We start from the raw sequence: 14,285 nt of genomic DNA, 5'->3' as shown, positions 1-14,285 counted from the left end.
AGCCACCTCATGAAAATCTTTGTCGCCCATGGGTGGCGACGACCTCATTGCACAGACCGTGCTTTCCAGCGTGGCCTCCCCAGGTGACGCGATGCGGAGCGATCAGGAGGCTCAGGAAGGGCAGGTCCTGGGCAACTACCAGCTCGAGCGGCTCCTGGGCGAAGGCTCCATGGGCCGGGTCTTCCAGGCACGCCACATCCGGCTGGGCCGGCAGGTGGCGCTCAAGGTGCTGCGCCCCCAGCACGCCCACGACAGCAGCTTCGTGCGCCGCTTCTTCCAGGAGGCGCGCTCGGTCAATCAGATCAACCACGAGCACATCGTGGAGATCTTCGATTTCGCCGAGGAGATGGAGCAGGGGCGCGTCTACTGCGTGATGGAGCTGTTGCGCGGCCAGAGCCTCGCCGCGCTGCTGAAGGAGGAGAAGCTCTCGCTGGAGCGCATCCAGCGCATCGGCGTGCAGGTGTGCGCGGCGCTCGGGGCGGCCCACAAGGTGGGCGTGGTGCATCGGGACGTGAAGCCCGACAACCTCTTCATCACCCACCGGGGTGGCCAGCCCGACTTCGTGAAGGTGCTCGACTTCGGGGTGGCGAAGATTCTCACCTCCGAGGGGACCAACGGCACGCTGGATGGCACCATCATCGGCACGCCCACGTACATGGCCCCGGAGCAGGCCGCGGGGCTGCCGGTGGACCACCGCGCCGACATCTACGCGGTGGGCAACCTGCTCTATGAGATGCTAGCGGGGCACCCGCCCTTCCAGGCGCCGGCCTTCGGGCAGCTGGTGGTGCAGATCATCACCCAGGCGCCGCCGCCGCTGCCGGCCACGCTGGCCTCGGGCGAGCCCATGCCGAAGGCGCTGGCGCAGCTGGTGTTGCGCTGCCTCGCCAAGGAGCCGGAAGGCCGGCCCCAGCAGCTCTCGGAGGTGATGACGGCGCTCCTGTCGCTGACGGCGGTGGCGCAGCCGGTGCCGCCCATGGACCCCGAGGAGGATGTGCCCACCCGCAACCAGCGGGTGAAGCCCGACTCGCTGCTGCGCCACCCGCGCCTGCCCCTGGTGGTGGGGAGCATGGCGCTGGCGATGCTGGCGGGGGCCGTCACCTGGAGTGGGCTGCAGCGGCTGCTCCAGCCGGCGGAGGCTCCCGTGGCACCGGTGGCCGCCGTGGTGGCGCCGGCTCCCGTCACCCTCACGGTGCGCACCATGCCGGAGGGCGCCCGGGTGATTCGCGCGGACACGGGCGAGGCGCTCGGTGTCACGCCGCTCGTCAAGGAGATGGCGCGCTCGGATGCCGCGTTCGGGGTGCGGGTGGAGCTGGCGGGCTATGCCCCGCTCGAGCGGCAGGTGCGGATGGACTCCAACGCCATGCTCGAAATGCCCCTGGTCAAGGCGCAGTCGGCGCCGTCGCCCGTGGCTCCCAAGGCCCCCGCGCCGGCGAAGGCTCCGGCGCGCAAGGAGGTGAAGCGCGATGCAATCATTGATCCGTTCGCGCAGTGAGCGCTGGCGGCTGGCCGTCGCGCTCGGGGTGCTGCTGGGGCTCTCGCCATTGGGAGCCTCCTGGGCGGCGCAGATCTCCGACGAGGCCAAGGCCCAGGCGCGGGTGAAGTTCACCGAGGGCACCGAGGCCTATGACAAGGGAGAGTTCCGCCAGGCGCTGAAGCACTTCGACGGGGCCTACAAGCTGGCGCCGCTGCCTGGCTTCCTCTTCAACGTGGCCCAGTGCCACCGCCAGCTCGGCGCCTTCGAGCGGGCGGCCTTCTTCTACCGGCGCTACCTGGCGCTGTCCGAGAAGGAGCCGCCCAACGCGCCGATGGTGAAGGAGCTGATCGCGGAGATGGACACCCGGGCGAAGGCCGTGGCCCTCGCGAAGGCGGGGGACAAGACGCGCCCCAAGGTGGAGCCCGCGAAGGGCAAGGACGCGCGCGGCGCGCCGACCCAGGAGCGCGCCTCGCTGAAGGATGCCGGGCGCCGGGCGCTGGACATCCGCACCTCGCGCTCCATGTCGGCGGGAGAGCCCCTGGCCCTGCCCCCGGAGGCGGTGCCCGGAGCGCCCGTTCCCGAGGTGAAGGAGCCGCTGACTCGAAAGTGGTGGGTGTGGGCAGGCGCGGGCGCGGTGGCGGTGCTGGCGGGAGGCATCGTCTACGCGGTCACCGCGCCGGATCCGCGCCCCACCACGCTGGGGACCCTGCCGGGGCGCTGAGCCGCCCCGGTACCGCGGGCCTCCGTCTCAGCCCGCCCGTGCGGGGGCGGCGTTCATCTGCGCGGTGAGCTGCTCGGCGAGCTGGCCGAGGCGGAGGAAGAAGCCCTCCGGATCATGGAAGGTGAGCCGCACGTCTCCCAGCTCCAGCCGCGCGCCCGGCACGAGCACCACGGGCTGGCCCGGCTGCAGCAGCACCCCGTCCAGCTTCACCGGGCTCGCCTTGGGCTGCGCCTCCACGGACCACTGGCCGTTCGGAGCGCCGTGCAGCGCGAGGTGCTCGCGCGAGACGGTCGCGTCGTTGATGACGAGGGCGTTGCTCGAGGAGCGGCCCAGCGACAGGCTGCTGGACACCGGCCCCAGCGTCACCAGCTCGAAGCAGAGCGCGTCTCCCGCGGGCAGGCAGTCGCGCAGATCCGGCGCGGGGAACTGCGTGGCGGCGACGTTCTGGCGCTGCTCCGTTTCCGGCACGTTCCATGCGCCGGCTTCCCACACCAGCCACGGGTGCGGGTAGCGGGCCCGGAACCGCTCCTTGAGGGCCATGGACTGACGGACGAGAAGAGAAAGCAGAAGAGAACGCGCCATGCGGAAAATTTAAGCACCTGTTCACCCGATCAGGAGTGCTCAGGGAGCACAGGTGTCCACGACTGGGCGAAGTGTGGCGCCAAGCGTCCTACAGCTTGCGCCGGATGGCCTCGGCCAGCCGCGTCGCGGCCGCCGGGTCGAGGCTGAGGAAGAGGCTGGGCTCGGTCGCCTCCAGCTCTTGCAGGCGGGTGCGGCCCTCGTTGTCCGTGGCGACGTCCACCCGGGCATAGAGCAGGGGCTGGCCCACGGAGGAGAGTACCTGCTCGCACAGTTGGAGCTCCTCGGGGAGGGGCTCGAGGAGGTGGGGTTTGGCGAAGGCGCGCGGGGAGTCCGCCAGGCCCGGGGGCCGGCGCACCGAGTGGCTGAAGGCCCCGTCGAAGAAGAGGTAGGCGCGCTCGCCCTCCGTCTCGAAGGCGGTGAGGTAGGGCTGCACCATCACCTCGCTCTCGGCGGCCAGGGCCTCCAGCCGGGCCTGGGCCTGGGGCAACTCGGCGCGGGCGAAGCGGTACGTCTTCAGCGCACCGGCGGACACCACCGGCTTGAGCACCAGCGCCTCCCAGCCGCGCTCGCGGGCCACCGTTTCCAGCGACACCGTGCCGCCCCGGGGGACCCAGACGGTGGGGGTGCAGGGGACGCCCTTGGCCTCCAGCTCGCGCAGGTACGACTTGTGCGTGTTCCAGCGCAGCACCTCGGGCGGGTTGTAGAGCCGGGTGAGGCGGCCAACCTTCGAGGCCCAGGCCACGAAGGCCTCGCGCCGCAGGTGGCTGTCCCAGGTGGTGCGGATCAACACCACCTTGGGCACGCTCCAGTCGATGGCCGGGTCGTCCCAGAGGCAGATGCGCGCCTCCAGTCCCTGCGCCGCCAGGGCGGGCAGCAGCGGCGCATCATAGGCATCGAGCTGGGGCAGGCCCGCGTAGGTGACGACGGCGACATCCATGGGGCTCACCCCGAGCGGGCTTCGAGCTGCGTGGGGTCGTCCGTGAGGGGGTGCGCACCGGACACCCGCTCCGAGCTCGGGCGCACGCGGGTCAGGGCCTGCTGCGCGGCGCGGGTCAGCTCCAGCTGCCCCTGGGGAAAGGGCGCCACCGCTCCGGTGAGGGCCAGCAGCTGCGCGCGCGCCTCGGCGCCGGTGGGGGTGCGCTTGTTCACATCGCGCTCCAGCAGCCGCATCACCACCGCGTCCAACTCGGGCGGTATCTCCGGGCGCAGGTGCGAGGGCGGCGGTATCGGCTGCTCCACGGCGGCCATCAGCAGCTGCGCCTCGTTCTCGCCCGTCAGCACGCGCCGGCCGGTGAGGGCCTCGTGCAGGGTGAGTCCCAGGGCGAACAGGTCCGTGCGCCCATCAATCGACTGGGCCATGGCCTGCTCGGGGGCCATGTACCCCAGCTTGCCGCGCACGTTGCCGGCCATGGTGAGCTGCGCGCGCGAGGCGCTGCGGGCGATGCCGAAGTCCGACAGCTTCACCTCGCCAATGCGGGACACCAGCACGTTGGGCGGGTTCATGTCCCGGTGGACCAGGTGCAGCGGCTCGCCGGTGGCGGTGGTGCGCCGGTGCAGGTAGTCCAGCGCCGAGGCCAGCTCCGCCCCCAGGAAGGTGGCGGCGCTCAGCGGCAGCCCCTGCCAGCCCAGCCCGCGCAGCAGTGAGCTCAGCGGCAGTCCGTCCACGTACTCCATGGCCAGGAAGTACGTGTTGCCGTGCCGCCCCAGGTCGAACACCTGGATGATGTTGGGGTGGTGCAGCATGGAGCACAGCTCCGCCTCGCGGCGGAACAGGGTGACGAATTCGATGTCATCGGCGAAGCCGGGCAGCACGCGCTTGAGGGCCACCTGCTTCTCGAAGCCGCCCTCGGGGCTGTAGGTGGCGCGGAACACCTCGGCCATGCCGCCCACGCCGATGCGCTCGTGCAGCATGTACTTGCCCATGACTTCCTGCTCACGCAACGCCGCCAGCGCCTGGGCCGTCTTGCGCATGAAGTGCCGGGCGAGGATGGCGGTGGCCACCCCGGAGCTCAGCAGGAACACCGAGCGCATGATGATGAAGGGCGGGGTGAGGGTGAGCAGCGGCTGCTCGGGCAGCAGCGGCCGGACGAAGAGGAAGTAGAGCGCCAGGTACTCACCGCCGGCCAGCGCTCCCGCCATGAGCGCCAGCTTCGGGTTGGTGCGCAGCGCCGCCAGCACCACCAGCGTGCCCCAGATGACGAGCGTGGGCGCGGTGAGCGCGTAGGTGGGCCCCTGGAAGCGCAAGTCGAAGGCCAGCACCACCGAGGGGATGCTCACCTCGATGGCCACGTTGAGCCAGTGGATGGCGGGGTGGAACCAGCCGGCGCGCAGGGCCCGCCAGAGCACCGTGTAGTAGAGGCACAGCACCGCCACCAGCCCGAGCAGCGAGCGCGTCAGCCCCCAGCCGATGTACGGCCCCAGCGCGCCCACGGCCACCAGACACGCGGCGGCCAGCCCCGCCATGTAGCCGGCGACGGAAGTCTCTCGGGCCTGGGCATCCCGACGCAGGTGATTGGAGAGGAACTTGGAGACAGCGGAGGTGCGCGTGGGCGTGGCCATGAAGAGGCCCGAGTCTACCCCTTCCCGGGGGTGATGCCGCTGATGACGAGCTTGTCGAGCGCGGCCACCACGGGATCATAGGCCACCGTGGCGCGGAAGAGGTTCTGGTGCAGCAGCAAGCCTACGTACGCGGACATCATCCCATGCGCGGTGTGCAGCGGGTCGATGTCGGTGCGGAACTCCTGCTTCTTCTGGCCGTAGCGGATGATGTTCGCCGCCGCCAGCACGTAGATCTCCAGCTTCTCGCGGATGGTCTCCGCCACGCGATCATTGGACTCGGCGGACTCGGCGGCGACCATGCCGAAGAAGATGCCGTACTCGCGGTGGTAGCGCAGGAACTGCTGGGTGCGGTTCATGAACGAGATGAGCTGCTCGCGGGCCGTCAGCTTGCGGTGCTCGGCCAGCAGGTCCGCGAACTCGTTGATGAAGCGCTGGTGCAGATCCTCGATGGCCGCCAGCAGCAAGTCTTCCTTGGTGGGGAAGTGCCAGTAGAGCGCGCCGGGCGTCATGCGGATGGCCTTGGCCAGCTCCGCCATGGTGGTGGCCAGGAAGCCTCGTCGGGCGAACAGTGTGATGGCCGCTTCGAGGATCTCCACCCGGGTGCGTGCCGCGCGCTCCTGTTTGATCTCCCGCTTCGCCGGTTCCTTCCTCATCGTTCCGGTATCCTACCTCAGGAAAGCAGGGTTACCTTCACAATCTCCGGAGGCGCGGCCACGCGGACCGGAGGGCCCCAGAAGCCAGTGCCCCGGCTGACATAGATGTGGCGTCCGTTCTCCTGGAAGAGCCCCGCGTCGTGCTCCCAGATGGCGGAGATGGCCAGGGTGAAGGGGAAGAACTGGCCGCCGTGGGTGTGCCCCGAGAGCTGCAGGCCGATGCCCGCCTTGGCGGCCTCGCGCCAGTTGGAGGGCTGGTGCGCCAGGAGCACGGCTGCTCGCTCTGGGTCCCGTCCCGACAGGGCCTTGGACAAGTCGTACCGGTGCGGAGAGCCGGTGCGCGCGGCGGCCCAGTCATCCACGCCCACGAGATCAAAGGAGGCGCCCGGCTCGCCGATGCGCACGTGGCGGTTGCGCAGCACGTCGACGCTCATGCCCTTCAGGGCCTCGGTCCATTCCTCATCGCCCGAGTAGTACTCGTGGTTGCCGGTGACGAAGAAGGTGCCGTGCCGGCTGCGCAGGTTGGCGAGGGCGGCGACGGAGTAGCCCAGCTCGTCCACGCTGCCGTCCACCAGGTCGCCGGTGATGCAGACGAGGTCCGGCTTGAGCGCGTTGCATTGGTCGACCATGGCATTCATGAAGCGGCGCTGGATGACGGGGCCCACGTGGATGTCGCTGAGCTGCACGAGGGTGAAGCCGTCCAGGGCCTTGGGCAGGCCGGGCAGGCGCACGGCCACCTCGGTGACGGTGGGAGGGTGGAAGGCGCGCCAGGAGCCGTAACCGACGAAGCCGCTGGTGGCGAGCAGGGCGCCGCCGGCGGTGGCGCGGGCGAGGAACTGGCGGCGCTCCTCGGAGACGGGAGGCGGAGCGGGCGCGGGGGCAGCGGAGGCGGTGGACGGGCGGGCGCGCCAGCGGTGGACGAGGTGGGAGAGGGCGCGCAGGCCCCCGAGGGTGAAGAAGGCCAGGAGCAGGTAGGTGGTCACGCCCATCCAGGTCCACCCGACGGTGGCGAGGGCGAGCACCGTGTCCGAGGGCAGCACGCGCGAGAGCAGCCGCGAGCCGAGCATGAGCAGGCACAGGGAGGCCATGGCGGCGATGCCCGCCTTGCGCCAGCCGGGGTGTCCCGAGGTGTCCCGGAACATGCGGCGGTACAGGTAGACATGGCCCAGGACGCTGATGAGGCCCGTGATGGAGAAGAAGAGCAGGAAGCGGACGGCGACGGACACGGACATGGCGCTCCAATACTTACCGGATGTGCGCCTGACGCAACCCGATCTGCGTGTGAAGAAGCGTGAAGCGGACTTACGGTGGTAGCTCCAACACCACCAGGGCGGGCAGGGAGGGCTTCTTCCGGCGGGAGAGCTCCAGGGCCAGCACCACGTAGCGCCGGCCTTCGGCCCGAGCATGGATGGCTCGCCTGCAATGCAGGGCCAGGAGCTCGTCGCGCTGCACGCGCGTGTCCCGGGCGAGTACCGCGCGCTTCAGCCCATAGAGCTTCACGGGGGCGACTCCCTCTGCCCCAGGGCTCTGCAGGAGCCAGGGCTCGCTGGCCGAGACATCCACCTGCAGCGTGTGGCCCGCCTCCTGGGACTCCTGCGCGCACCGCCGTCGTGCCTGGGCGTCCTGCACCTGAGGCGCCACCTCGTAGTCGTCCAGGTGGTAGGGCGTGTAGTCGCTGTGCAGGGCCAGCTCCCGGCCGTCCTCCGTCCAGACGAGCAGCTCCCCTCCGCTGATCGTCCGCTCGGGCGCCTCCGCCTGCTCATCCACGGGAGGACGCAAGGGCGCTGGCCGCCCTCCACGGCGGGAGGGGCGGAACTGGAACCACGCGCCCGAGTCAGGCTTGAAGCTGAACAGGAAGTTGCGCGTGCCCCAGCCCTCGCTGTCCATGAAGGGACGCTCGAGCAGGCACACCAGCTCTTCGCCCACCATGGCTTCCAGGGAGAAGCGCCGCTTGGCGCCCGCGGCTCCCGTGGGCCGCGCGGGCAGCGGGCAGGGCAGGGCGGAGGTCTCCAGGTGCTGGGTCGGCAGGTGGAGCGCGCCCAGGCCGACCTGCTCCCCATCCGTGCTCCATGCGTCCTCGGGCGTGGGCTGGTGGACCTGCTTCCACGCGAAGTACCACGTGTCCTCCCGCAGCACCGTCAGGCCGCGCACCTCCACCGAGAGGGCATGGGGCAGGTAGGCACGGATCACCGCCTCCGTGTCCGTTCCTCCCTCGGGCAGGGGGGCTGGCGTGTCGAGCCGCTCGAGGGCCTCGCGTGCCGCACGGCCCTCCTCTGCCTGTGCGTGTGCCTGCGCGTGCTTCTTCAGGGCGGAGAGCACGGAAGGAGAGGCGTCCCCCAACCTCCCCAGCGCCTCGGCCGCCGCCGCGCGCAGTCGGGGCTCACCGGCATCCAGCCGGGTCAGCAAGTCGTTGCGCCATGGCCGCGCCTTCGCCCCAGCCCAGCCCAGCAGCGCCACGCACGTGGCTCGCACGGAGGCGCTCTTGTCCTCGAGCCCAGCGCCCACCTCCGCCAGCGCCTCCGCGGACAACGTCGGCTGGCGCATGAAGTCTCTCAGCAGCGGCGCCGGGTCGTTCCACGCATGGGAGGGCAGGGGCCAGCGCGCGAGCGCCTTCACCACCGCGCTCGCGTCCACCCGCGTTGGGTCCAGCCGCTGCACCAGGGCGCTCACCTCGTGCGCCGCCGAGTGCGCATCCGCGGCACGGCTGCGCCGGCGCACCATGTTCAAGATGGCGCCCAGGGACTGACGGACGCTCGGGTCCAGCTTCAGCAGCGAGTCCAGCGCGGCCTCGCGCACCTGCCAGTCCAGGTCCTCGTTGCGGTCGAGCGCGCGCTCCAGGGCCTCGCGCGTGGCTTCCCCCGGGAAGAGGGAGAGCACCCGGCAGGCCTCCCGGGCCACGTCTCGTTCGAGCTCGGGGCCCCAGCGCTCGTCGTGGGGCCGCAGGGGACCCTCGCCCCGCGCCAGGGCCCGCACCTGCGCGGTGACCTCCGGGGAGGCACTGCCGCCTCCCGCCTGAAGCCCCTGGAGCGTGTCCCGCACGACATCCCGTTCAGCGGACGCGAGCGCCCGCTGCAGTGGAGCCACGGCCGCCTCGGTGCGGGAGGCAAGCTGCCCCAGCGCCTTGCCCGCGGCGGCCTGGACGAGCTCCTCCTCGTCCACGAGCAGCGGTGCGACGGCCTCGGCCGCCACGTCCTCCTCCACCGTGGCCCGGCCCAGCGCGTGGGCACACGCCAGCCGCGCGCGGAACTCCGGAGAGGAGAGCCCCTCCACCAGCGCACGCACCGTGGCCACCTCCCGCACGGGGATGGTCTCCATCTCCTCATATGCGGGGCCCACCTCTTCGAAGTGGTGGATCAACCTGCGCACCGCTTTATCGGGGGGCAGCAAGGAGAGGAACCTCCACGGAGGGCTGAGGACCTACGCCGCGGGCACCGAGGCGCTCGGGGGACGCCCCGACAGCAGCTCGCGCACCCGTGCGCGCAGGTGATCCGGCTCGAAGGGCTTCTCCAGACACGGCATGCGCGAGCGCTCCAGGAACGTGCGCGCCGTCTCGGTGAAGGCCCCGCCGGTGAGGAACACCATGCGCTCGGCCTGGGAGGGCAGCTCGCGCGCCAGCGTCTCGTGGAGCTCCATGCCCGTCATCTCCGGCATCATCAAGTCACACAGGATGAGCGCGTACCGCTCCCCCCCGCGCAGCCGCTCGAGCGCCAGGCCCGCGCGGGTGAAGGTCTCCACCTCGTGCTCGGGCGCCAGGGTGCGCGCCAGGGCCGCCGTCAGCAGCGGCTCATCATCGATGATCAGCAGCCGGCCTCGGGGCACGGCCGCGCTCACCGGCACGCCGCTGGGAACGGGAGGTGCCACCGCCTCCTCCACGGCGGCCGGCAGCACCACCTCGAACGTGGTGCCGCGGCCCAGCTCGCTGCGCACGTGGACGGCGCCACCCATCGCCTCCACATACGAGTGGCAGATGGACAGGCCCAGCCCGGTGCCCACGCCCACCGGCTTGGTGGTGAAGAAGGGCTCGAAGATGCGCGGCAGCACCTCGGGGGAGATGCCCGAGCCAGTGTCGCTCACCACCACCACCGCCTGGCCCCGCGCATCCGCGCGCGTGGTGACGCGAATCTCATTCGTGTCGGCGTGGCCCTCGGGAATGGCCTGCGCTGCGTTGACCAGCAGGTTGAGGAACACCTGCCCCAGCCGTGTCTCGTCTCCGAACACGGCCGGTGGCGCGCCGTAGTCGCGCACCACCCGGGCCCGGTGGCGCGTCTCCGCCTCCGAGATGGCCAGCGCCAGGTCCAGCACCGTGTGCAGCTCCACCCGCTGGGGCTGTTCGGGCTGAACCCGGGAGAACGTCTTGAGGTCCTGGACGATGCGGCGCACCCGGTCGGCGCCCTCCAGCGCCTCCTCCAGCGCCTTCGCCACGTCCTGCCAGGGCGTTCGTACACCGCCGCGCTCCCCCTCCTTCCGCACCTCCGTCGTCGCGTAGTGGAGGTTGGAGATGATGAAGGCCAGCGGGTTGTTGATTTCATGCCCCACGCCCGCCGCCAGCGTGCCCACCGCCGCCATCTTCTCGGCGTGGACGAGCCGCTCGCGCGTGGCCTGGAGCTCCTGGAGCCGGGCCTGCAGGTCCGCGTTCACGGTGGCCAGCTCCGCGGTGCGCTGAGCGACGCGCTTCTGCAACCTGCGCTCACGCACCCGCAGCCGCTGGACGCGCAGCCACACCGCGCCCACCAACCCCAGCACGAGCGCCAGCGCGGCCACCACGCGGAAGCCCAGCGTCTGGTAGAGGCGCGGCTCCAGGCGGAAGGCCACCATCGTCTCGGGCGCTGACGTGCTGCCGTCCGTGGAGGCCACCAGCACCCGGAACCGATAGTCCCCCGGTGGCAGGCGCGTGTAGTACGCCACGCGCCGCGTGCCAGCCTGCAGCCACTCCTTGTCGATGCCCTCCAACTGGTAGCGGAAGTCCAGCCGCTGCGGAGCGCGCAGGCTGGGCGAGGTGTAGTGAATCTCCACGTGGCCCTCGCCCGGTGGAATCCGTCCCCACTCGGTGGAGGCCACCGGCTGCCCGTCCACCCGGAGCTCCTCGATGAGCACCGGCGGAGGCGAGGGCACGGCGGCCTCGGGCTGGCGAGGGTCATGGACGACGGCGCCCCGGATGGTGGGGAACCACAGCCGCCCATCCCGGGCGCGGATGCCCGCCGGGGCACCCACCCCGTTGCACTCCTCGGCCCGCATCCCGTCATCCTGCCCGTAGGTGTGCGAGGTGACGCGCGCGAGCGTGCCCTCGGCCACCGCCTCGAGCTCTCCGTGGGCCACGCGGAAGATGCCCTTGTTGCAGCTCATCCACAGGTAGCCGCGCCCATCCGGGAGGATCTGGAAGATGCGGTCATCGAACAGGCCCTCGGCGCGGGAGAAGCGCGAGAAGTGCCCGGCCTTCCAGCGATAGAGCCCCTCGTCGGTGCCGAGCCAGAGCGTGCCGTTGGACTCCTCGTGCAGCGCCTGGAGCTCGCTGAACATCGGCTGGCCCTCGAACGCCACGGTGGTGGGGCGCCCGTGGACGAAGTAGGCCAGCCCGCCGCCCGCGGTGCCCACCCAGAAGCCCCCGGCGGGGCGCGGGTGCAGCAGGGTGATGTTGTCGCCGGGCAGCCCGTCCTTCCGCGTGAGGACTTCGAGGCGCTCCCCATTCCACCGGGCGAGCCCCTCCGGAGTGCCGGCCCACAGGATGCCCTCGGCGTCCTCGTAGACCGCGCGGATCGGCCCCGGAGGCATGCCCTGCTCCGTGCCGATCGAGAGGGTGAAGGCACCCGCGCGCCAGAGGCTGACGCCCGTCTGCGCGCTGAACCACACGCCCCCTTCGCGCGCCGGAGCCATGGAGCGGACCCGATCGTGGATGAGCCCCTCGCGCGTCGTATAGGTGGTCATCTTCCCGCCGAACCAGCGGGTGACACCGTTGCCGAGGCTGGCGAACCAGAGGCTGCCGTCCGGGGCCTCGTGGATGGAGGACACCACCCGCTGAGGCAGCCCCTCGGGCGGACCCAGGGAGGTGAAGAGCGCATCCTTGAGGCGGTGCAGCCCCCCCTCCGCGGCGCCGATCCAGATGTTGCCCTCGGAGTCCTCCAACAGGGAGGCGACGGTGTTGCTCAACAACCCCTGCGAGGCATCCAGCGTGGAGCGCTGACCATAGGCCAGGCGCAAGAGCCCGCGGCCCGTGCTGCCCACCCAGAGGGTGCCGGGCCGGTCCGCGAGCATGGCCTCGATGGGAGCGCCGGGCAGGCTCGCCTCGGGCACCGGCCGCATGCGTCCCGCCTCGAGCCGGTACACGATGCCCTGCTCGGTGCCAGCCCAGAGCGTGTCGTCCTTGTCCACCACGAGCGAATGCACGGGGGGCTGGGGCCCATCGAAGAGGGGCGCCGGGTGCAGCGCGGTGCCATCCCAGCGGTGCAGGCCCGCGGTGGTGCCCACCCAGAGGGTGCCCCGAGCATCCTCGACGAAGGCCTGGACGCGGTCGCTGGACAGCCCGTTGTCGCTGTTCCACACCTGGAAGCGGCCCTGGAAGAAGCGCAGGAGCCCCTGGCCGGTGGTGGCGATCCACAGGCTGCCATCCCGGGTGGCCCGCAGCGTGTGGATGTTGCGCAGGGGAATGTCGGGTGGAGCGACGACGGGGAAGAAGCGCCCCTCGCGCATGCCGGTGAGGCCCACCTCGGTGCCGATCCACAGCGTCCCATCCGGGGCGGTGGCCAGACATTGGATGGAGCGACCCTGGAGCTCGGGCGTGTTGATGCGGTCGAAGGTGGTGAAGCGCACCCCGTCGAAGCGCACCAGGCCCTCCCAGGTGCCGCCCCAGAGGTAGCCGTCCGGCGTCTGCGCCAGGGCCTGGATGGCGTTCTGCGGCAGCCCGTCCGGCGTCTGCCAGACGCGGCGGGGGAACTGGAGCAGCGACTTGCTGGGGTCCAGGGCCCAGGCGCTCGGGGCGCTGGCGAGCAGCAGCGCGAGCACTCCCGCCACGACGAGCCCTCCGCCGCGCCGGTGGGAGGCGCGGCGGAAGGAAGGCTCGCTGCGGGTGCTGCGGGGGGCGGAGCGCATGCGCGGGGACCTGACGGGTCCGCACGCTAGCCGGGGTGCCAAGGGTTGGGCAAAGAAGCCCACCTCAAGGGGTTTAGGGAAGCTCCGTGGTGTGGTGGAGGAGCGCTTTCCACACACCGGCGCTCAGCTCCCAGGACGTCCATGTGCCGCTCTCGCCTCAGGTCCCCGTGTCGAGGAACTGACCGAGCGCCTCGATGTAGCGGTCGAAGGCCTCGATCTGCGGCAGGTGTCCGACGCCGGGGAACTCGACGAGCTTCGCGTTGGGGATGGCCTCGGCCGTGCGGCGGCCCAGCTTCGGGTAGTCGCCCATCGTCGGAGCCACCTCGGGCTTGGCCCAGGGCCGTCCGAGCGCGGTGCGGTCGCGCTGGCCGATGATGAGGAGGGTGGGGACCCTCAAGCGCGGAAGGTCATGCACCACCGGCTGGGTGAAGATCATGTCGTAGGTGAGCGCCGAGCACCACGCGACCCGGGCGTAGTCCGGGTGCTGGGTCCACCCGGCCTGTGGCTCCAGCAGGCGCTCGTACTCGGGCTTCCACTCGCCAGCGTAGTAGCTCTGGCGCTGGTATTCGCGCAGACTCTCCGGGGTGGCGGCGAGCTCCTGGCGGTACCATTCATCGATGGGGCGGTAGGCCACGAGGTCCTCGTAGTCCTCCAGCCCGATGGGGTTGACGAGCAGGAGCTGGTCGAGCCGCTCGGGGTGTTGGAGCGCGAAGCGCACCGCGAGCATTCCGCCCATGGAGTGGCCCACCACGCTCACGCGCTCGATGCCAAGGGAGTCGAGCAGCGCGCGGGTGTTGGTGGCGAGCTGGGCGAACGAGAACTGATAGGTGGCGGGCTTGGTCGACTTGCCAAAGCCGATCTGGTCGGGCACGACGACGCGGTAGCCCCGCGCGACGAGCGCCTTCATCGTCGGCTCCCAGGAGGAGCCAGAGAAGTTCTTGCCGTGGAGCAGGAGCACGGTACGGCCCTTCCACTCGGCCGGGCGCTCGTCCATGTAGGCCATGCGCAACTGCTGCCGCTGCGAGTCGAAGGCGAACTCATGGACGGGGAAGGGATAGGTGTAGCCGGTCAGCTCGGGGTCGAACCCGCGCGCGGCAGCGGCGGGAGTGGTCGCACAGCCCGTGGCGAGCAGGAGAAGGGCTGCTATCGGAAGGAGGTATCGCATGGGGCCCGAAAGTAACGCCCCAGAGCGCTGCGGGCTCGCCTCATTGGT

The 14,285-nt window shown here is 71.1% G+C and carries 10 protein-coding genes; 2 read left to right on the top strand and 8 right to left on the bottom strand.

Features of this window, described 5'->3' with window-relative positions:
- Nucleotides 1-28: 28 nt before the first annotated feature.
- Together SYV04_RS37750 and SYV04_RS37745 are read left to right on the top strand one after the other, a co-directional pair.
- Nucleotides 29-1,492, top strand: coding sequence for a serine/threonine-protein kinase (locus SYV04_RS37750; RefSeq protein WP_321550907.1), 1,464 nt, complete (start codon nt 29-31; stop codon nt 1,490-1,492).
- Nucleotides 1,464-2,195, top strand: coding sequence for a tetratricopeptide repeat protein (locus tag SYV04_RS37745; protein WP_321550906.1), 732 nt, complete (start codon nt 1,464-1,466; stop codon nt 2,193-2,195). The genes SYV04_RS37750 and SYV04_RS37745 overlap by 29 nt, the downstream gene beginning before the upstream one ends.
- A 27-nt stretch (nt 2,196-2,222) precedes the next feature.
- Here SYV04_RS37745 and SYV04_RS37740 read toward each other — a convergent pair whose 3' ends face one another.
- From SYV04_RS37740 to SYV04_RS37705, 8 genes are all read right to left on the bottom strand, one after another.
- Nucleotides 2,223-2,777, bottom strand: coding sequence for an FHA domain-containing protein (locus SYV04_RS37740; RefSeq protein ID WP_321550905.1), 555 nt, complete (start codon nt 2,775-2,777; stop codon nt 2,223-2,225).
- A gap of 88 nt (nt 2,778-2,865) precedes the next feature.
- Nucleotides 2,866-3,714: an ATP-grasp domain-containing protein gene (locus SYV04_RS37735; RefSeq protein WP_321550904.1), complete on the bottom strand. Its 849-nt coding sequence runs from the start codon at nt 3,712-3,714 to the stop codon at nt 2,866-2,868.
- A gap of 5 nt (nt 3,715-3,719) precedes the next feature.
- Nucleotides 3,720-5,336 (bottom strand): serine/threonine-protein kinase, encoded by a 1,617-nt coding sequence (locus SYV04_RS37730; protein WP_321550903.1) that lies wholly within the window; start codon nt 5,334-5,336, stop codon nt 3,720-3,722.
- A gap of 14 nt (nt 5,337-5,350) precedes the next feature.
- Nucleotides 5,351-5,989: a TetR/AcrR family transcriptional regulator gene (locus SYV04_RS37725; RefSeq protein ID WP_321550902.1), complete on the bottom strand. Its 639-nt coding sequence runs from the start codon at nt 5,987-5,989 to the stop codon at nt 5,351-5,353.
- A gap of 17 nt (nt 5,990-6,006) precedes the next feature.
- Nucleotides 6,007-7,221 carry a metallophosphoesterase gene (locus SYV04_RS37720; RefSeq protein ID WP_321550901.1) on the bottom strand — a complete coding sequence of 405 codons (1,215 nt, stop codon included), beginning with the start codon at nt 7,219-7,221 and terminating at the stop codon, nt 6,007-6,009.
- A gap of 70 nt (nt 7,222-7,291) precedes the next feature.
- Nucleotides 7,292-9,376 carry a HEAT repeat domain-containing protein gene (locus SYV04_RS37715; protein WP_321550900.1) on the bottom strand — a complete coding sequence of 695 codons (2,085 nt, stop codon included), beginning with the start codon at nt 9,374-9,376 and terminating at the stop codon, nt 7,292-7,294.
- A gap of 30 nt (nt 9,377-9,406) precedes the next feature.
- Nucleotides 9,407-13,072, bottom strand: coding sequence for a two-component regulator propeller domain-containing protein (locus SYV04_RS37710; protein ID WP_321550899.1), 3,666 nt, complete (start codon nt 13,070-13,072; stop codon nt 9,407-9,409).
- Nucleotides 13,073-13,229: 157 nt separating this feature from the next.
- Complete coding sequence (locus SYV04_RS37705; RefSeq protein WP_321550898.1) at nt 13,230-14,237, bottom strand: alpha/beta fold hydrolase; 1,008 nt, start codon at nt 14,235-14,237, stop codon at nt 13,230-13,232.
- Nucleotides 14,238-14,285: the final 48 nt, after the last annotated feature.

The organism is Hyalangium ruber, from assembly GCF_034259325.1.
GTDB lineage: Bacteria > Myxococcota > Myxococcia > Myxococcales > Myxococcaceae > Hyalangium_A > Hyalangium_A rubrum.
Note: the sequence above shows the minus strand (reverse complement) of the source record. Positions and strands in the feature narration are given on the sequence as shown.

Bases quoted from the DNA above. Each gene is read 5' to 3' on its own strand.
- SYV04_RS37750 (WP_321550907.1), top strand. From the start codon at position 29: ATGGGTGGCGACGACCTCATTGCACAGACCGTGCTTTCCAGCGTGGCC.
- SYV04_RS37745 (WP_321550906.1), top strand. From the start codon at position 1,464: ATGCAATCATTGATCCGTTCGCGCAGTGAGCGCTGGCGGCTGGCCGTC.
- SYV04_RS37740 (WP_321550905.1), bottom strand. From the start codon at position 2,777: ATGGCGCGTTCTCTTCTGCTTTCTCTTCTCGTCCGTCAGTCCATGGCC.
- SYV04_RS37735 (WP_321550904.1), bottom strand. From the start codon at position 3,714: ATGGATGTCGCCGTCGTCACCTACGCGGGCCTGCCCCAGCTCGATGCC.
- SYV04_RS37730 (WP_321550903.1), bottom strand. From the start codon at position 5,336: ATGGCCACGCCCACGCGCACCTCCGCTGTCTCCAAGTTCCTCTCCAAT.
- SYV04_RS37725 (WP_321550902.1), bottom strand. From the start codon at position 5,989: ATGAGGAAGGAACCGGCGAAGCGGGAGATCAAACAGGAGCGCGCGGCA.
- SYV04_RS37720 (WP_321550901.1), bottom strand. From the start codon at position 7,221: ATGTCCGTGTCCGTCGCCGTCCGCTTCCTGCTCTTCTTCTCCATCACG.
- SYV04_RS37710 (WP_321550899.1), bottom strand. From the start codon at position 13,072: ATGCGCTCCGCCCCCCGCAGCACCCGCAGCGAGCCTTCCTTCCGCCGC.
- SYV04_RS37705 (WP_321550898.1), bottom strand. From the start codon at position 14,237: ATGCGATACCTCCTTCCGATAGCAGCCCTTCTCCTGCTCGCCACGGGC.